The organism is Yoonia sp. SDW83-1, assembly GCF_046762885.1.
Taxonomy (GTDB): Bacteria; Pseudomonadota; Alphaproteobacteria; order Rhodobacterales; family Rhodobacteraceae; genus Yoonia.
In genome coordinates this window covers 160,188-179,232 of record NZ_JBKQXO010000002.1, presented here as the reverse complement: position 1 = coordinate 179,232, position 19,045 = coordinate 160,188, and the positions used below count along the sequence as shown (strand labels likewise).

Annotated in this window: 16 protein-coding genes; 7 read left to right on the top strand and 9 right to left on the bottom strand. The window is 55.5% G+C overall.

All coding sequences use genetic code 11. The features are described from left to right. The first annotated feature begins 206 nt into the window (after positions 1 to 206). Together hpf and ACFWW4_RS03180 are read left to right on the top strand one after the other, a co-directional pair. Positions 207 to 782 carry a ribosome hibernation-promoting factor, HPF/YfiA family gene (gene hpf, locus ACFWW4_RS03185; protein ID WP_393932887.1) on the top strand — a complete coding sequence of 192 codons (576 nt, stop codon included), beginning with the start codon at positions 207 to 209 and terminating at the stop codon, positions 780 to 782. A 29-nt stretch (positions 783 to 811) separates the two neighbouring features. Next, a complete protein-coding gene (locus ACFWW4_RS03180) occupies positions 812 to 1,276 on the top strand; it encodes a PTS sugar transporter subunit IIA (RefSeq protein ID WP_393932885.1) in 465 nt (154 codons plus the stop codon). Position 1,277: 1 nt separating this feature from the next. Here the strand turns inward: ACFWW4_RS03180 and ACFWW4_RS03175 are convergent, their stop codons facing one another. From ACFWW4_RS03175 to cysQ, 7 genes are all read right to left on the bottom strand, one after another. Beyond that, the gene (locus ACFWW4_RS03175) at positions 1,278 to 2,711 is read right to left on the bottom strand and encodes a nodulation protein NodH (RefSeq protein ID WP_411889537.1); all 1,434 of its coding nucleotides are present in this window, start codon (positions 2,709 to 2,711) and stop codon (positions 1,278 to 1,280) included. Between the two features lie 2 nt (positions 2,712 to 2,713). Then, complete coding sequence (locus ACFWW4_RS03170) at positions 2,714 to 4,411, bottom strand: beta-1,6-N-acetylglucosaminyltransferase (protein WP_411889536.1); 1,698 nt, start codon at positions 4,409 to 4,411, stop codon at positions 2,714 to 2,716. Further along, positions 4,408 to 5,418: a glycosyltransferase family 2 protein gene (locus ACFWW4_RS03165; RefSeq protein WP_411889535.1), complete on the bottom strand. Its 1,011-nt coding sequence runs from the start codon at positions 5,416 to 5,418 to the stop codon at positions 4,408 to 4,410. Before ACFWW4_RS03165 ends, ACFWW4_RS03170 begins: the two co-directional genes overlap by 4 nt. 39 nt (positions 5,419 to 5,457) lie before the next feature. Beyond that, entirely contained in the window at positions 5,458 to 6,423 is a 966-nt protein-coding gene (locus ACFWW4_RS03160; RefSeq protein WP_411889534.1) for a glycosyltransferase family 2 protein, read from the bottom strand. 87 nt (positions 6,424 to 6,510) lie between these two features. Next, a complete protein-coding gene (locus ACFWW4_RS03155; RefSeq protein WP_411889533.1) occupies positions 6,511 to 7,404 on the bottom strand; it encodes a UTP--glucose-1-phosphate uridylyltransferase in 894 nt (297 codons plus the stop codon). A gap of 159 nt (positions 7,405 to 7,563) precedes the next feature. Next, positions 7,564 to 8,364: a 3-deoxy-manno-octulosonate cytidylyltransferase gene (locus ACFWW4_RS03150; RefSeq protein WP_411889532.1), complete on the bottom strand. Its 801-nt coding sequence runs from the start codon at positions 8,362 to 8,364 to the stop codon at positions 7,564 to 7,566. After that, complete coding sequence (cysQ, locus tag ACFWW4_RS03145) at positions 8,364 to 9,170, bottom strand: 3'(2'),5'-bisphosphate nucleotidase CysQ (RefSeq protein WP_411889531.1); 807 nt, start codon at positions 9,168 to 9,170, stop codon at positions 8,364 to 8,366. Before cysQ ends, ACFWW4_RS03150 begins: the two co-directional genes overlap by 1 nt. A gap of 110 nt (positions 9,171 to 9,280) precedes the next feature. Here cysQ and ACFWW4_RS03140 point away from each other — a divergent pair, with 110 nt between their 5' ends. From ACFWW4_RS03140 to radC, 4 genes are all read left to right on the top strand, one after another. Beyond that, entirely contained in the window at positions 9,281 to 10,102 is an 822-nt protein-coding gene (locus ACFWW4_RS03140; protein ID WP_411889530.1) for an ABC transporter permease, read from the top strand. Positions 10,103 to 10,318: 216 nt separating this feature from the next. Further along, positions 10,319 to 12,238 carry a molecular chaperone DnaK gene (gene dnaK / locus ACFWW4_RS03135; protein WP_411889529.1) on the top strand — a complete coding sequence of 640 codons (1,920 nt, stop codon included), beginning with the start codon at positions 10,319 to 10,321 and terminating at the stop codon, positions 12,236 to 12,238. Between the two features lie 75 nt (positions 12,239 to 12,313). Next, positions 12,314 to 13,453 carry a molecular chaperone DnaJ gene (gene dnaJ / locus ACFWW4_RS03130; RefSeq protein WP_411889528.1) on the top strand — a complete coding sequence of 380 codons (1,140 nt, stop codon included), beginning with the start codon at positions 12,314 to 12,316 and terminating at the stop codon, positions 13,451 to 13,453. A 41-nt stretch (positions 13,454 to 13,494) separates the two neighbouring features. After that, complete coding sequence (gene radC / locus ACFWW4_RS03125) at positions 13,495 to 14,253, top strand: RadC family protein (RefSeq protein WP_411889527.1); 759 nt, start codon at positions 13,495 to 13,497, stop codon at positions 14,251 to 14,253. Here radC and ACFWW4_RS03120 read toward each other — a convergent pair. Next, positions 14,250 to 15,245: a hypothetical protein gene (locus tag ACFWW4_RS03120; protein WP_411889526.1), complete on the bottom strand. Its 996-nt coding sequence runs from the start codon at positions 15,243 to 15,245 to the stop codon at positions 14,250 to 14,252. The two genes, radC and ACFWW4_RS03120, sit on opposite strands and share 4 nt — an antisense overlap. A gap of 79 nt (positions 15,246 to 15,324) precedes the next feature. After that, positions 15,325 to 18,015, bottom strand: a complete 2,691-nt coding sequence (secA, locus tag ACFWW4_RS03115) for a preprotein translocase subunit SecA (RefSeq protein WP_411889525.1) — start codon at positions 18,013 to 18,015, stop codon at positions 15,325 to 15,327. A gap of 183 nt (positions 18,016 to 18,198) precedes the next feature. On the opposite strand from secA, the gene ACFWW4_RS03110 reads away from it, so the two are divergent. Beyond that, positions 18,199 to 19,044, top strand: a complete 846-nt coding sequence (locus ACFWW4_RS03110; RefSeq protein ID WP_411889524.1) for a peptidylprolyl isomerase — start codon at positions 18,199 to 18,201, stop codon at positions 19,042 to 19,044. The last annotated feature ends 1 nt before the right edge of the window (position 19,045 follow it).

The following is a 19,045-nucleotide window of genomic DNA, read 5'->3' as shown; positions in this document are numbered from 1 at the left end:
ACTGCATCATTGACAAACAGCCCCGTTCTGTCGCCAAATGAAGAGGATGACTGGCCCGCTCAACTTTTCCCCAATCGTGCCGCAGAAATGCCTGCATACCGAGGGAACATCAGCGACACGGGACGTTATCGTTTTCCAATAGTATGACGTATCGTCCGCAATTGCGGGCCATTCGCTACGTCGTCAGACAACACATAGGAGAAACGATGCGGTATCAAATCAGTGGTAAGCAAATCGACATCGGCGAAGCATTGCAGACACATGTCAAATCGGAAATGGACGAAATCCTGAGCAAGTATGCCGGGCGTCCAACCGAGGCATACGTCGTGTTTTCGAAGTCGGGCCACGAATTCAACTGTGAAGCGGTCGTTCATCTTTCCACTGGTTTGACAGCGCAGGCGACCGGCCGCGCGGCCGAGATTTACGCGGCGTTCGACAGCTGCGGCGAAAAGATGGACAAGCAGTTGCGCCGGTATAAACGCCGCCTGAAAGACCACCACAGGGAACGCTCGCAACCCGTTGAACTTTCCGACGCAGGTTCTTATATCCTCGAATCAAGGGATGAGTCGGAAGAGGCCGCCGAAGATAGCGTGAACGCCATGATCGTGGCCGAGATGGAGACGAAAATCCCATCGCTTTCTGTTGGTGAGGCTGTGATGCAAATGGAAATCGCAAGCGCGCCGGTGCTTGTATTCCGGAACGAAAAACATAGTGGAATCAATGTCGTCTACAGAAGGGACGACGGAAACATTGGCTGGATCGATCCCCGGACAACGGGTTGATCCATAGATGACTGTGAGAGAAGTGACTTATGCAACTTGTTGATATTCTTGGGGCCGGCGCGGTTAAGACAATCGCCTCGTGCACGAGCAAGAAGCGCCTCTTTCACGATCTGGGTGAGCTGGCCGAAAGCTGCTATGATCTAAACCCGACATCAGTCATTGATGCATTGATCGAGCGCGAAGGACTGGGCCCAACGGGTGTCGGACATGGCGTTGCGCTGCCCCATGCCCGGCTTTCCGATATCGACAGTGTCAAAGGCATTTTCCTGCGCCTTGAAAAGCCCCTGAGCTTTGACGCCGTTGATCGGCAGCCCGTTGATCTTGTTTTCGCGCTGCTCGCCCCGCAAAATGCTGGCGTTGAACATCTCAAGGCGCTTGCGCTTGTATCACGAACCCTGCGTGATCAGGCCGTGTGTGCGAAGTTGCGCGCAAATAGCGATGCGGCAACGCTGCATACGATCCTGACAGAAGTTCACGCAACGCAAGCCGCCTGAGTCAGGCCCAACCGGCAAATCCGAACGCCAGGTAGTCCCGGGCATATGCTTCTTGTGCAGCCTTTTCTACGGCTGCATCATAAACCTCCGCAAGCAATGTTGTCTCGACATCCTCGTCTGGTGGCATCACTGGAAGATTGTTGAGGCCGACCTGCGATCCTAGAAAATCCAGATCACTGACAAGGCGCTCTTCGCGCAGGATCACATCAGGTAATCCGAACTGCGCCATACCCTGTAGTATCGAAAGCTGGCTGGCCCATGCGGGATCAATGCGAACTGCTGTTTGCGCGGATAAGTTGTGCTTCAAGAAGCCCAGAAAGGCCAGAAAAGCATTGTGGTGCGCATTGATATCGTACCCTTTCAGGTTTCGCTTCAACAACGGCTCTTGCGGTATGGGCAGCTTATGAACCTTGCGTAGCGTCTCTCGAATTTTTGGAAAGTTGCGGGGCCCGTCAAACAGCACATGCGTGCAAAACGCATGATGTGCCCGAACAACCGGGTGCCGCAAAACGGCAAAGCTGCGGTGACCGACATGATCACGTTTCCATTGGCGTAATGTCTTCTGTGTGAACTTGGTTTTCAGTGCCGAACGCGATTTGCCATCGACCGCTGCCAGCCAGTCACCCACCCGGTGATCCAGCCCGCCGCGCAAGGGCAGATACAAAAGTCCGCTTTCCGGTGCAGCCATATAGGCAGGGATCATCGGCCCGCGACGCGGCTCGAAATTTGGTGTTCGGTTCAGGTTGAAACGATCCAGCCGCGCCAGGGCAGCCTCCATATCTGCCGGGTTCACCACCTTATCGATCGACGCTTCGGGGTTTTGCTTTTTCAGTTTCCGGTCGAGAGATGTGAGGCGATCGTTACAACCCAGAAAGGACGCCAGACCATTCATCACCTCCACATCAGACAGGTCGTCATAGGCCAGATAGAATGCCGTCTGACCTGTCCTCTGCAGTTGATTTAGCAGCTGCGTCTGAAACAGCTGCACCCGAGCCAGAAATGTTTCGAACTCATCAGCGTCGAAATGCACATGCTCTGATTTGGCATGGGTCGCGTTGGTCAGTTTCCATTGCCCCGTCGCCTTGGCGATTTTCCAGCTGACGAAACTGTCGATCGGGTTTCGGGTCAGGACGACTTTGGCGCATCGTGGGTCAGCAAGACAAATTTCAAGCGCGCGTGGATCGTGATCACCAAAGAACCGAAATCCTGCCAGACCATCGGCGGCCTTGATCGCATTGATCAGGGCACCGGGATCGCCTTCGCGCTGCTCCAGGGCAATGCCCAGAATATTGTCAACTTGCGGGTAGCCGATAAAGCTGGGGTTGAACGCCTCACCGTGGCAGGTCAGCCCGTCAAAATGGTTGATATTTGCTTCCAGATAGTTAGATCCTGTCCGCATCTCTGCGAAGATGACAAAGTAGTCAAATTTCGACATGGCTAGCGAACCAAATAGGGTTTGCGATGAGGGTGATCATCCGGGCGCACATCGAAATCCGTAGGAAATTCGCCCGTCAGGAAAGGATGCATGCCTTGATTACGCAACTCTTGCAGAAACGCCCCGAAGCCGGACAGATCAACCATATTGGGTACTTCGGTCAGGCGTGGGCGGGGTTGGCCGCTCATCTCATCGACAATGGTTTGCAGCGTATCCATGGGTGATCGTACAAATTCAGCGAGCGTCTGAACCCTCACCCGTGCCTTAGCGAATGGTGACCGCAGGATCTTGAGCTGCTTGTGCTCGATGCGTTGCAGCCGTGCGGCCTCCCGACGGATATCGGAAAAGGTCTGACGCGCACGAAACAGCGGAATGATCCATGCCCCGGCCACAACCGTAATGCGGGCATTGGTATCTTTGGCGATCATCCAGTTGATGGTTTGTGTGTCTGTCGGCCCGAACTGAAAGGCCTGATGCGTCCCTCGCGTGTTCCATAACAGATTGGTCAGGAACATCTTTGCATTGTAGTCGCGCAAGGTCGGGTCATCAGACAGCCCGCCGATGTACACGCCGCTTTGGTCGGCAAAGTGAGCGCGGTCTGGCGCGTAAAGATGTCCATGTACGTCCGCGCCGGTCTGATTGGCGAGCCAGGCCTCAAACCCCTCAAACGTTTCCGCCAAGCCTTGCAGTACCGAATAGGGCCCAACCGTCACGGCGTTTTCACGATCAATCGTCGGGAAACGGCTTTGCATATACAACCCAGGTCGTCCCCTGGTTCTCCGATCAACCGCATTGGCAAAAACGCGGTCCACCGAGCTTGGGTTGGGTTCTACCAAACCTTTCACGCCGTTCAGAGGTTCTGGAAAAGCGTCATAAAGTTTCGAGGCACGGTGCCAGATTTTACGTGCCACAAAGCAGCCAGAGCGCTGAAGCATCGCCAGATGATCATCATAAAAGATATGTGGTTTGCCCTGATAGTCGAACTTCGACAGGGTAAGTGAACGGCTCTCGATCTTGGTGGAGTGCAGTCGCGCCATTGTCTGGAAATAGCTTTCGTCGGGAATCCAGACCTTGCGGAAATAGCGATCGTGGGCGGGACGTTTGGGATCCTTCAGTATCGCGCTAAGCGTCTGGCGTGTCAGGCACCACCATTGTGATCCCATATGAGGGATCACGCCATCGGGAATCCTGCGCCTGAACCTGATCAGCTGCTGCAGTTTGACATAGAGGTCAAAAATCTTGCGATGCCGCCGCCAGGAAAACGGAAACCGCAGCGTAAACCGCTCTTTGTCGAGCCCACCAACTGTCCAAGGGACATCAGCGGTGGTGGAACTTTCGATGAAATCTGTCTCGGGCCGCGCATCAAGATAAGCGCCAAGCTCTGACACTGGACGCAGCGGCAAACAGGCCCCTGAGGCCAGATAGACATGACGTACCTTTGGGAAACTGTCCAACAACTGTGTTGCGGCGTCCTGCGTGGCGGCTACCAGCGCCCATGTACCCCAATCACATGTGTGACGACGCGAGAACTGCACGGTTTCAAGATCTGATAGCGCATCAACAAAGCTGGCATACTGCTTTGGCTCCACCTTGCGATCCACATGCACGACGACCGGGCAACCGCCATCGACCCAATGCCGGATTGCCTGCTCGGCCCGGTCCAGCGCCGTATGCACCAGCATGATCACCCCGACGCTCATGCCCAGTTTCCCTTTGACATCAGGCCAAGGCCCTCAAGCTGCCGCCAGTTCAGATACTGCGCGCTCCACTTTGACCAGAGGTCAGCCTCTTGTTCGGGCATATCGGCGTAGCGTTGGTATTCGTCAGCTCCGCCGTAATGTTCACCGCGCGATGCCTCTTCTTTGGCCCGGTCACCGAATGTGTTCAGGAACTTGGCGTGCAGCAGAACGCCGGAAGTCTTCTCACCGCCTTGTTGATCGTAGACCAGGTTCAGACCGCGCGGCAGGATCATATGGGTGGAGCTGACATAGGTATAACGACGGCTCCACTTCACGAATGGTACTTTGTTTAAAGCGGGTGCTTTCTCGGGATTATCCGCGAAAAAGGCACGCGCCCGCGGTCCACCCTGTATCCAAAGGTTCCGCATCCGTTTGTTGCGGCTGATCGTGTAGTTGCCCGTGTCAAACCAATCGGCAATCTGCAGCGGGTCCATTCCGCGCTCATACACCGCCTGATTGACGGGGCCTTTCGGGTACATATCCAGCATCATCGTGCCGAATGATCGGACGTCCGAGGCATCCAGCCAGTCACCCAGTGCCGCCAGCGGGCGGGTGTCGCAGAACGGATAGACGAAAAACTCGTCCACATCGACGGTCAGCGCCCAATGCCCATGGGCATAGCGCCATTGCAGATATGTCAGCCAATCTATCCCAAAGCGGGAATTGCCATAGCCGGCCTGGGTTGACCAAAGCGATACATCAGGTTGTTCTGCCGCGAATGCGGAACCGCCATCGCTGCTACCATTATCAACCATCAGAAAGTGATCGACACCCAGATTGCGATAGTATTCGAAGAAGTAGGGTAGACGGATATCTTCGTTTCGAAAGGTGCAAAACAGCAGGATGTCACCGGGTTCGATGGATGTTGTCCGGTTCTGCACAACCGACAACTCGCGGCGCTTACGAAAGGCACGAAACTTCCACCGTTTGCGCTGCAGTCGCAGCATGTATGACGTAAAGACTGTCAAAAAATCGTCCCGCTTCGCCCTGTGGCTATCGACATCCTATCAGACCCAATGTCCCTTTGACATCAACCTGAGGTCTACAAGCTGTTGCCAGCCCTCGTAGCGGCAAGCGCCCGAGTGCCAAAGATCGGGGTTCTGCGCCAGGGCTTCGTGGTATTCTACATAAAGCGCGCTGTTTTCAAAGTGTTGTCGACGCAAAAGTTCTTCCTTGGACTTTGCCGTTACACTGTTCAGAAACTTCGTGTGAAGCAGGGCGCCGGTTATCCGATCATCCTCACTGCACCCGAACACATCATGCAACCTGCACGGTAGCAGTTGGTGAGTGGAGCTGACATAAGCATAACGCCGATGCCATTTGACCAATGGGGTCTTATTGAGGGTAGGCGCGCGCCCCGGTTCATCCTTAAAAAACACACGATCCCGAACCCCACCTTGTATCCAAAGATTGTCGTAAACCGGGTGCCATTGGGATCGGTGATTGTCATGGTCGAAATATGGAAGGGCCTGCACCGGATTGTCGCCCGGTGCATAGGCGTGGTCAGCGACTGGTCCCTTTGGATAGAGATCAATCATCAGGGCACCGAATGACACCCATTTCCGTTCATCCAGCCATCCGACTAACTCCGGCAGTTTCCTATCCGTATGGTGTGGATAGATCAGCAACTCATCAGCATCGACCGTCAGACACCAATGCCCGTGGCCAAACCGAAACTGCAACAACCCCAACCAGTCCATCCCGAAGCGGGCCAGGCGGTAGCTATCATCGGTAACCCAAAGCGATACATCGGGTTGCGCCGTCAGGTGTTCAGCAGTGCCATCGTCACTGCCATTGTCCACAAACAGGAAGTGACCAACGCCAAGGTCGCGATAGTGCTGTAGGAAATAGGGTAGCCGCAGCATTTCGTTTCGGACGCAACAAAAGGCCAGAATGTCGCCTGCCGCTATCTCGCCCGTCCGGTCCATCTGCACAGCAAGCTGCCTGCGTTTGCGCAGAATGCGAAACAGCAATCGCCTGCGTTTCCAACGCAGGCGATAGGCGAGCTTAAATTCAGCAAGGGTCCCCCTGCGCGGTTTGGGACCAGATGCGAACAAGGGTTATTGTGCGGCCTTGTCGACCGATACCATTTCAGTCAGGTAACCATACAAGTCGTCGCGCAATTCGTCCCGCGCGAGGGCAAAGGCCACCGTCGCCTGCAGGAAACCAGCCTTGGACCCGCAGTCAAAACGTTGCCCGTCAAACCGGAACCCAAACACATCACGTCCCTGGCTGATCTCAGCCGCGATGGCATCGGTCAATTGGACCTCCCCGCCTGCACCCTTGGTGATATGGGCAAAGTTCTGCATGACATGGGGTGTCAGAATATAGCGGCCGATCACCGCAAGGTTCGACGGTGCTGTTCCCTGTTTGGGCTTTTCAACCATGCGGTTTACGGACACCACTGGTCCATCGCCGCCTTTCACATCAAGAATACCGTAAGACGACGTCTTTTCAGGTGCCACTTCCATCGCAGCCACCATGGCACCGCCTGTTTCCTCATACGCCTCTACCATCTGCTGGAGGCAAGGTTTGTCGGCGGCAATCACGTCATCGGGCAGAATTACGGCAAAGGGTTCGTTTCCGATCAGCTTGCTTGCGCAGGACACCGCGTGGCCAAGCCCAAGCGGCTTGTGCTGGCGGATATAGGCGATGGCACCGCTATCCATGTTGGTGGTGCGCAGAATATCCAGCAGTTCGGTTTTGCCCGCGCCTTCCAGCGCAGCCTCCAGATCAGGGGCAAGGTCGAAATAGTCCTCAAGCGCAGTCTTGCCGCGCGATGTCACGAAAATGAAATCCTCGATACCCGCCGCCCGCGCCTCATCAATCGCGTATTGGATCAATGGGCGGTCCACCAGAGTCATGATCTCTTTCGGAACGGACTTGGTTGCCGGCAGAAACCGCGTTCCCAAACCGGCGACGGGAAAGATTGCTTTCGTAACTTTTTTCTTCATCTCTAATCTCTCTTACCAAGGGGCCCGGCGAATGAGACCCCGGTGAAATACAAATGCTCTTTGCAGAATTTCATTAACAATGATCAATACTTTAAGGCATCGTAAGCACAAAAACACCGACAAAATGCGGGATTATGGCCAAAACTGGCCTGACGGTGATCATGCGATGCCCATCTGCTGCATCATACCTTCGATCCGGGGCACATCTTCAGGATTGTTGAGCTCCCAGAACTGCCGCCCCTGGGCCGACACCTCAACGCAAAGCACAGGCGTCCCCCGTTCGAGGAATCGCAATTGTTCTAGGCCTTCCAGTTGCTCAAGCGGGCCGGAGGCCCATGTGGGATAATCCATCAGGGCAGCCGGACGATAAGCATAGACACCCACATGGTGGAAAACTGGCGTTTGCTCGTCATCATCATACTTTCTGGTGGTGAACGGGATGACCTCCTTCGAAAAGTAAAGTGCGGTTCGATCAGTACCAAACACGGCGGTCGTCCCACCGACCCTACCCGCACGACGATCTTCAAGGAAACCATTCAGGGCGCGTCCGTCGGCGCGCAGCACGGGTGTGGCGACCGCTGCCTGCGGGTTGGCCCGCAACCCTGCAACCAGATCCTCGATGAACCACGCCGGGGTCAACGGCGCGTCACCTTGTAGATTCACGACGATATCATAGGCATCGCCAAGATGGCTCAACGCCTCCGCGCAGCGCTCCGTCCCGTTCTGACAAGCATCTGAGGTCATGACAACCTCCGCCCCGAACGCCTCTGCCGCATCTCTGATCCGATCATCATCGGTTGCAACGACAACCCGATCAATACCGTCCACAGCCATTGCCGCGTCCCATGACCGATGGATCAAGCTCTTGTCCTGACCGGTGGTCCCGCGCAGGTTGACCAGTGGCTTACCGGGATAGCGTGTCGATGCGTACCGTGCCGGGATAACGATCAGAACAGCCATCACGGTTTCTCCAATGTGACACCCGGCGATGTGGCAATGAAGAACGGGTTCTCAAAACCCGGCTTGCCGTACATCAGGGGCGCATGATCATCGAAGCGCACGACATCACCACCTGCACCTCTTAACACCGCATGACCTGCAGCGGTGTCCCACTCCATCGTGCGGCCAAGACGTGGGTACAAATCCGCCTCGCCCGTCGCGACCAGACAGAACTTCAACGACGACCCGGCGCTTTTCATATCAGCAACCTTGTATCGGCTGATGTAAGCATCTGTGGCCTGATCGCGATGCGATTTCGACGCCACAACCAACAGCGCATCGTTATCGGGTCTGGAAACCTGCAGTGTAGTCAGCGAACCAACGGATTGCTGATCAAATGGGCCAGATTCCTCGACCGCCTTGCCATCAGACAACGTGTAGAACATGCGAGATTTCGCAGGGGCATAGACAATGCCACGGATCGGAACGCCGTCAGCAACATAGGCGATATTGACGGTAAAATCACCGCGACGATTGATGAATTCCTTGGTGCCGTCCAGCGGATCAACGATCAGGAATGTGCTGACATTCTGAGCGTGGGTCGCTGCCTGTTCTTCGGTCACAAGCGGGATGCCGGGAAAGGCCGTGCGCAGACCATCGCTGATGATCTGATCAGCCGCTTCATCAGCTCTGGTAACGGGGCTGTTGTCATTTTTTGATCGCACATCAAAGTCCGGCGAATGATAAACATCCATGATTGCATCGCCAGCCTTGAGAGCCAGATCGCGCATAACCTGACCCATGTGGTCAAAATCCAACTTTTCCATCTCCAAGGCCCCATGTTCATTGAAAATAAGCGCTTTTCCCCTTATGATCGGGCGTCAGGTAAACGGCAAGCAGTCAGCGCAGGCTTCGGCAGTCCAGTAAGAAAGCACAGATGTTTCAGGCAACAACACGAACGAATACTGTGCGCGGTGCGGCCAGCCTTCTGGAACTGATCTATCATGCCACAGTCCGTTCCTTACGTCAGTCGCACCGCAGCGCGGTGATCGGACTGGTGTTGAACATGATGCAGGCCATTATTCTGGTTCTATCGTTCTACGTCATGTTCCAGCTACTTGGGCTTAGAGGTGCCGCACTCAGGGGTGATTTCCTGCTGTACATCATGTCAGGCATTTTCGTCTATTTGACACATGTAAAGGCAGTCGGCTCCGTACTCGGATCCGAAGGGCCGGCATCGGCGATGATGCAGCATGCGCCGATGAACACTTTTGTCGCGATCACCGCTTCGGCCCTGTCAGGTCTTTATATCCAGCTATTGTCGCTGTTCATGGTGCTGACGATTTACCATATCTGCTTCACGCCGATCACAATTGATGTCCCAATCAATGCCATGGGTATGTTTCTTCTCGCATGGTTCAGTGGCTGCGCTGTTGGCATGGTCTTCTTGGCAATTAAACCATGGTCACCAGGATTCGTGGCGGTAGCGTCACAGATCTACACCCGAGCAAACATGATCGCCTCTGGGAAAATGTTTGTCGCTAATGCTCTTCCGGCCAGCAAACTTGCACTTTTCGACTGGAACCCTCTTTTTCATATCATTGATCAGATGCGAGGTTTTGTGTTCCTGCACTACAACCCGCATTTTTCATCATGGGAATACGCGTTGAAAGTTGCCGTCATCCTGCTGCTGATTGGCTTCATGGGCGAATTTTATACGCGGCGTCACGTGTCAGCCAGTTGGACGGCAGGGCGCTAGACGCGACTTCGTTAACAAACGGTAATCGGCATCCTCAAAAATCCGATATTTTCCTTACGTTCATGTGGAAGCGGCGGTTGCAGGCCCCATTTCCCATCCCTATATACGCCAAGATCGAAGATCGGGGATAAGCTTCTGATCAGATTCATGTAATAGGCGCGGGTGCCGAAACGGGTTCGCGCTGCTCAAACCGCCTGAACTAGAGGGATTTGAAAAATGGCCAAAGTTATTGGTATCGACCTGGGAACGACCAACTCCTGTATCGCCATCATGGATGGCTCCAAACCTCGTGTCATCGAAAACGCCGAAGGTGCGCGGACGACACCATCTATCGTAGCCTTCACCGACGATGAACGTCTCGTCGGTCAGCCTGCCAAACGTCAGGCCGTCACCAACCCCGAAAACACCATCTTTGCGGTAAAGCGTCTGATCGGTCGTCGGTTCGACGACAAAGACCTCGCTAAAGATAAGAAAAACATGCCTTTTGCTGTCATCGACGGCGGCAATGGCGACGCATGGGTCGAGGCCAAGGGTGAGAAATACTCCCCCAGCCAGATCTCTGCCTTCATCCTTGGCAAGATGAAAGAAACTGCCGAGACTTATCTTGGCGAAGACGTGACACAGGCCGTTATCACCGTGCCTGCCTATTTCAATGACGCTCAGCGTCAGGCGACCAAGGATGCCGGCAAGATCGCGGGCCTTGAGGTACTGCGTATCATCAACGAGCCGACAGCCGCTGCGCTGGCCTATGGTCTTGACAAGAAAGACAGCAAAACCATCGCCGTTTATGACCTTGGTGGTGGTACGTTCGACGTGACCATCCTGGAAATTGATGACGGCCTCTTTGAAGTGAAATCTACCAACGGGGACACGTTCCTGGGTGGTGAAGACTTCGACATGCGCATCGTTAATTACCTTGCCGATGAGTTCAAAAAAGAGAACTCGGTCGACCTGACCAAGGACAAGATGGCGCTGCAGCGCCTGAAGGAAGCGGCTGAAAAGGCGAAGATCGAACTGTCCTCGTCCTCCAGCACCGAAATCAACCAGCCGTTTATCTCAATGGGGTCCAACGGCCAACCGCTGCACATGGTCATGAAGCTGACCCGCGCCAAGCTGGAAAGCCTTGTATCCGATTTGATCAAGCAGTCGATCAAGCCTTGTAAGGATGCCATCAAAGACGCAGGCCTGTCGGTCAGCGATATTGATGAAGTCGTTCTGGTCGGTGGTATGACCCGGATGCCGAAGGTGAAGGAAGAAGTTGCCAAATTCTTCGGCAAGGAAGCCCACCAGGGTGTGAACCCCGATGAAGTGGTGGCCATGGGTGCCGCCATTCAAGCCGGTGTTCTGCAGGGTGACGTGAAAGACGTTGTTCTTCTGGACGTGACGCCATTGTCGCTGGGCATCGAAACCTTGGGCGGTGTCTTTACCCGCCTGATCGACCGCAATACGACAATCCCGACTAAGAAGTCCCAGGTCTTCTCGACCGCCGAGGACAATCAGAACGCCGTGACGCTGCGCGTGTTCCAGGGTGAGCGTGAGATGGCCGCCGACAACAAGATGCTCGGTCAGTTCAACCTTGAAGATATCCCACCGGCGCCACGCGGTATGCCACAGATCGAAGTGACCTTTGACATCGATGCCAACGGTATCGTTGAGGTCGGCGCCAAGGATAAAGGCACCGGTAAGGAACAGAAGATCACGATCCAGGCCTCTGGCGGTCTGTCAGACGAGGATATCGAAGCCATGGTCAAGGACGCCGAGGCAAACGCCGAGGCCGACAAGGAACGGCGTGAACTGGTTGATGCCAAGAACCAGGCCGAAAGCCTGATCCACTCGACAGAGAAGTCGATGGAAGAGCATTCGGACAAGGTGGACCCAACCACGATCGAGGCGATCGAGTTGGCTATTGCCGCGCTCAAGGATGATCTGGAAGCCGACGATGCGAAGGCCGACAAGATCAAATCGGGCATCCAGAACGTGACCGAAGCTGCCATGAAGCTCGGCGAAGCGATCTACAAGGCCTCTCAGGAAGAGGAAGGCGACGCAGAGCCGCAGGCCCGTGCCGCAGATGAAGCCGAAGACGACATCCTTGATGCCGACTTCGAAGATCTGGACGACGAAAAGCGCGGCAACTAAGGCGGTAAACCGCAAGGGATATGACCGGCCCACATACCGGGCCGGTCTTTTCCGTTCCCAAAGGGGAAGAGTATCATGGCAAAACGTGACTATTATGATGTGCTGGGTGTCGCCAAAGGTGCTGATGCTGCCACAATCAAAAAGGCCTATCGGGCAAAGGCGAAAGAACTTCACCCGGACCGCAACTCCGACAATCCAAATGCCGAAGCGCAGTTCAAAGAGGCGAACGAAGCTTACGAAGTCCTGAAAGACGAGAACAAAAAAGCTGCCTATGACCGGTATGGTCACGCCGCGTTTGAAAACGGCATGGGCGGCGGTGGCGGGCCACGCGGGCAGCAAGGCGACTTTGCCAGCGCGTTCTCGGATGTGTTCGACGACTTGTTCGGCGATTTCATGGGTGGCCAACGCGGTGGTCGCCGTAGCGGGGCGCAACGCGGCAATGACTTGCGCTACAACCTGCGCATCAATCTCGAAGATGCATATTCAGGCATGCAAAAGACCATCACTGTGCCGACATCTGTTGGCTGTGACGCTTGCAATGGTACAGGTGCCGAAGGCGGATCAGAACCACAAACCTGCCCCACATGTAACGGCATGGGCAAGGTGCGTGCGCAACAAGGTTTCTTCACCGTCGAACGTACCTGCCCGACATGTTCCGGCATGGGACAGACTATCAAGAACCCGTGCAAAACCTGCCACGGCGCTGGCCGTGTCGAAAAAGAACGGTCGTTGTCCGTCAACATCCCGGCTGGCGTTGAGACCGGCACACGGATCCGCCTGGCAGGTGAGGGCGAGGCCGGCATGCGTAGCGGGCCAACCGGCGATCTCTACATCTTTATCGAGGTAAATAGCCACGCGCTGTTTGAACGGGAAAGTACGAACCTGTTCTGCCGGGTGCCAGTTTCCATGGCGACGGCGGCGTTGGGCGGCGAAATCGAAGTGCCAACCATCGACGGTGGACGTAGCCGGGTGAAGGTGCCCGAAGGATCGCAATCCGGGCGACAAATGCGCTTGCGTAGCAAAGGAATGCCAGCGCTGCGCGGTGGTGGCTCTGGCGATATGTTCATCGAACTGGCGGTGGAAACACCTGTAAAACTGACCTCACGCCAGCGCGAATTGCTCAAAGAGTTTGATAAGTTGAGCGAAGAAAACAACCCGCAAGGGTCCAGCTTCTTCAAGTCAGTGAAAAGCTTCTGGGATTCAATGAAAAGCTGACATTAACGCGCCGGTAACCAAACCCTCGGCAAAGTGGGGCCATGTCTCACTTTGCCGAATCCCGATCCTTGTTTGCTGATCATGATGACGTCGCCATCGTCACGCCGATGCCAACGGGCCGCACGCCGTCCTATATGCGCGATCACAGAAAACGCCTGCGTGAACGGTTCATGGCCGGTGGCGCGACGGCTGTACCCGACTACGAGCTTCTGGAACTGGTCCTGTTCCGCGCAATCCCTCGGCAGGATGTCAAACCCCTCGCCCGCGCATTGATTGAGCGGTTCGGCGACTTCAATCGTGTTTTGTCGGCCCCTATCGGCCAACTAAAGCAGATCAAGGGTGTCGGCGCCTCGGTCGTCATCGAATTGAAAGTGGTTGAAGCTGCAGCACACCGGCTAGCACGTGCTAAGGTGATGCAGCGGCATGTGGTTTCAAGCTGGGATGCCTTGCTGGACTATTGCCATACGGTGATGGCACATCGCGACATCGAACAGTTTCGCATCCTTTATCTGGATACAAAGAACGTGTTGATCGCGGATGAGGAACAGGCAAAAGGCACCCTAGATCATGTGCCCGTCTACCCGCGGGAAGTGGTGAAACGCGCACTTGAACTGAACGCGGCATCAATCATTCTGGTTCATAATCATCCATCGGGCGATCCTACCCCATCCCAAGCTGACATACAGATGACTGCGAGGATCGACGGTGCGGCCAAAGCGCTGGGAATTACGGTTCACGATCACCTGATTGTCGGAAAATCCTGTGAACTCAGTTTTCGGGCACAGGGATTGTTGTCTTAACGGGCCGCCAGCGTCAGCGTGTCAAACAGATCCGGCCGCATGAATGACTGGCCAACCGCATCGCAGCCTGGCATCTGGATCTCGAACGCGCTGGAGGCCAGATATCCGCCCGCGTTGGTACGGATACCTTTCACATCCAGCTCTCGACCGCAGTTTTCCTCGGTTACTGCCGCCCCGACCTGAAGCTTGATCTGACCGTCACGGCTGACCAAGCCAGTGGGATAGGTATAGACCTCTGCCCAATACGGAATCGTCGCGTTCGATGTGCCAAGCCGCGTCATAAAACCACGTTCGCCATCATGCGCGAGTTCCGGACTATGGGTCGATGCGGACCAGATATGACCGGGATCGCCAATTGTCGCGCCAAATTCCATCGCATGAAGCTGCAGGTTGCCAGTACCGCGCCATTGCAGGATTGCGCGATCAAACATATCGGCATCCGGCACATGAACCGTTGTGCGTGCCTCTTCGATGTTGTCAACGGTGACAACAAACGTAGCTGAACTGCTTAGCGCCGGAACATCCAGTGCCAGACCACCCACGTCATCGGTCCGGGCCGAAAACATCATCTGCTCGTGCCAGACCACAAGTTCGGCATTAGGATGGCAGGGCGATTGAAGCGTCAGACCGACCATCGCCGCAAAACGCGGTTCAGCGATCAGATCGGTTTCACAACTATCCAGCGGCGAAGCAGGCATAAAACTGGCCTGCGGCGTCTCCATTTCGGCAAACCGAGCATCAACCGCGACAAGCGCTGCTTCACTTTCAAATTGGTGGATGGCTGGGGCATCAATGGCGCGGGGCATTCCAAAAATAGCAGCGCCAACGGTATTGGTGGAACTTGTGACACTGTACACTGCACTAGCCGTCGGCTGGCTGGCTTTGCGCACGGAACGCGTGTCCGACGTCCCGTCACTCTGGACGATGTAGCCGAGCCCCAGAACAATTGTCGCCGTCGCGATTGCTGTTACGCCATAGCGCATAAGGGACATACCCAACTCCCACGTGTACCCTCTCCTGCGGGTCATCGCAGCAAACGGTGGCCCTAGCACGACGCAATTATGTCAGGTTTCAGGCAAGACGCCCATGGCAATGCTTGAATTTCTTGCCAGAGCCGCACGGGCAACTGTCGTTCCGGCCCGGGTTTCCCCACGTCTCAGGGTTGTTTTCGTCAAACCCGTCGGCGGCGGTTTCCGGCTTTTCCAAACTGGGTGCTACCTGCGCGGCAGCGCGTTGCTGTTGTTCGCGCAACTGCGCAATCAGTTTTGCCTGCTCTTCTTCTGACATCGGGCGGATCTGACCCAGCTTTTGTGTCACATCCACGCGCAACCCGTCCAAAAGCCGTTCAAATAGTTGGAACCCTTCGGTCTTGTACTCGTTCAGCGGATCGCGCTGGGCATAGCCGCGGAAACCAACAACAGAGCGCAGATGTTCCAGCGTCAGAAGATGTTCGCGCCATTTCGCGTCAATGGTTTGCAAAAGCAGCTGCTTTTCAATGCTCCGCATGGCATCCGGACCAAAGGCTGCGGTCTTTTCTTCCATGAACTTGTCAGAGGCTTCTTCAAGCCGTTCTCGCATGACGTCATCGTCAACGCCCTCTTCCTCGGCCCATTCCATGACCGGCGCATCGACACCAATATCGCGGATTACAGCAGCATAGAGCCCTTCGGTATCCCATTGATCGGCATAGCTTTTCGGCGGCATATATTCCGCTACAAGGTCATCGATCACCTGATGCCGCATGTCCTGCACAATCTCGGACAGATCAGACGCTTCCATAATCTCGCGCCGCTGCGAAAAGATCACCTTCCGCTGATCATTCATCACGTCATCAAATTTCAGAAGCTGCTTGCGGATGTCAAAGTTGCGACCTTCGACCTTGGACTGCGCACGTTCCAGCGATTTGTTCACCCATGGGTGTTCGATCGCCTCGCCCTCTTTCATGCCAAGGCCCGATAGCACCTTGTCCAGCCGTTCTGACCCAAAGATACGCATCAGGTCATCTTCCAATGACAGAAAGAATGACGACCGGCCCGGGTCACCCTGACGGCCGGAACGGCCGCGCAGCTGGTTGTCAATTCGCCGGCTTTCATGGCGTTCAGTCGCCAGAACAAACAGACCTCCGGCGGCCTTGACCTTTTCCTTTTCGTCGGCGACTTCAGCCTCGATTGTGCTGCGCAACTCTTCCGGATCAGCGTCCGGATTTTCGTCTATCGCCTGCAGTACGCGCATTTCGACGTTGCCGCCCAACTGAATATCGGTCCCGCGGCCGGCCATGTTGGTGGCAATCGTTACCGCACCCAGTTTACCGGCGTCGGCAATGATCTGGGCCTCTTGTTCGTGCAACCGCGCGTTGAGGACATTATATGAGATGCCTTCAGACTTCAGTAGGTTTGCCAGATGTTCTGATTTCTCGATCGAGGTGGTGCCGACAAGGATTGGCTGACCATTGGCATGCGCGTCTTTGATAGCAGCAACAACGCCTTCGAATTTTTCACGTGCGGTGCGGTAAACCTGATCATTTTCATCGACGCGCGCGATGGGCCGGTTCGTCGGGACCTCGACCACACCAAGCCCGTAAATCTGTTGAAATTCCTCCGCCTCGGTCAGGGCCGTACCGGTCATACCGGCCAGCTTGTCGTAAAGACGGAAGTAATTCTGGAATGTGACCGAGGCGAGAGTGACGTTCTCTGGCTTGATCGACACGTTCTCCTTGGCCTCAATCGCCTGATGCAGACCATCAGACAGGCGGCGACCAACCATCATGCGCCCTGTAAACTCATCAATCAGGACGACCTCGTCATCACGAACGATGTAATCCTTGTCCTTGGTGAACAGCTTGTGCGCACGCAGGGCCTGATTGACGTGATGTACCAGCGTCGCACTTTCCGGATCATAAAGCGTCTGACCTTCCGGCAGCAAACCTCGCGCGGACAGCTTTTCTTCCAGCCAATCGTTGCCTTCGTCAGTAAATGTCGCCTGACGTGTCTTTTCATCCAGCGTAAAATGCGCTTCGTCGATGTTGGGTACGATTTCATCAATCGTGGCATACATCTCGCTGCGATCCTGCGCCGGGCCCGAAATGATCAGGGGCGTCCGCGCCTCATCGATCAGAATACTGTCAACCTCATCCACAATCGCAAAGTTATGGTGACGCTGATAGATCTGGGCCAGATCAGATTTCATGTTGTCGCGCAGGTAATCGAACCCAAGCTCGTTGTTCGTGGCATAGGTGACGTCGCAGGCGTAGGCCTCTTTTTTCTCGTCTTCGGGCTGCTGCGGTACAACCACACCGGTGGTCAGGCCGAGCGCGCCGTAAACCTTGCTCATCCATTCGGCGTCGCGACGGGCAAGGTAATCGTTCACGGTAACGATATGCACACCCTTGCCGGTCAGGGCATTGAGATAGGCGGGGAAGGTCGCGACAAGGGTTTTCCCCTCGCCGGTTTTCATCTCTGATATATTGCCCTGATGCAGAAAAATGCCGCCGATCAATTGAACATCAAAAGCACGCAGGCCCAATGCGCGCTTGGCCGCCTCACGGCAATTGGCGAAGGCTTCTGGAAGCAGCGCATCGAGGCTTTCGCCCCCCATGGCCCGTTGCGCCAGGCTTTCTGTTTTTTCCTTGATCTGCTCGTCGGTCAGTTTTTCGTATTCCGGCTCCAGCGCGTTGATCTTGTCGACCAGCGAACGCACAGATTTGACTTTGCGGTCATTGGGTGTGCCAAACACCTTTTTGGCGATCGTTCCGATACCCAGCATATTCACTCCGGCGGCGCGACGGCGCCTGTCTGACATCTATTTGAGAGGAGGTCGCTTGTAGGCCCGTTGCGGGCCACATACAAAGGGCCAAGACCAGCCCCCTCGAGGCATTCATGGGATGTAAGGGGCCGGATATGCAGTGTCAACGCCGCGCGCCCGCGTCGGCTATCAAGGGATCGTATAATGCTGAAACATGTTACACTTTTGGGGTCCGCCGCGCTGGCCCTGTCCATTGCGACACAGACTGCCGCGCAGGACGAGATCACGGGCGACACCGTTGTGGCCAAAGTGGGCGATACAGAAATTACCGTGGGCCAGTTGATCATCGCCCGCGCCCAATTGCCTCAACAGTATAGCCAGTTCCCCAACGAAGCGCTGTTCGACGGGCTGATTGAGCAACTGATCCAACAACAGCTTTTGGCGGACGCGCTGGAGGAGGTCCCGTCAGGGATCGAATACACGTTGCAGAACGAACGCCGGTCACTGATGGCCGGTGAATTGGTCAATGCCATCTCAGCCGACGCCGTAACCGACGAGGCGATCCAGGCCGCCTATGACGCTGCATTTGCGGATGTGGAAGAGGTCAATGAATTCAACGCCTCTCACCTTCTGGTCGCAACCGAGGAAGAGGCGCTGGCCGCCAAGGCGCGGGTGGATGAGGGTGCCGCCTTTGCCGATGTGGCGCGGGATGTGTCGACGGGGCCGACGGGGCCAAATGGCGGAAATCTGGGTTGGTTTGCGCCGGGCGCGATGGTGCCGGAATTTGAGGAAGTGATCAGCAACCTTGAAGTCGGCGCCGTTTCGGATCCGTTTGAAACGCAGTTCGGATGGCATGTGGCAACGCTGAACGAAACACGGGTTCAGCCGCAACCGACATTGGAACAGATGCGCAATCAGCTGGCCAACGACATTCAGGAGGCTGCGATTACCGCGCGTCTGGATGAACTGGCGGCAGCGCAGGAGGTTGTCAAACCGACGGTCGGCGATTTCGACCCCAATATCATCGACCGTCTTGAGCTGATTGAGTAAG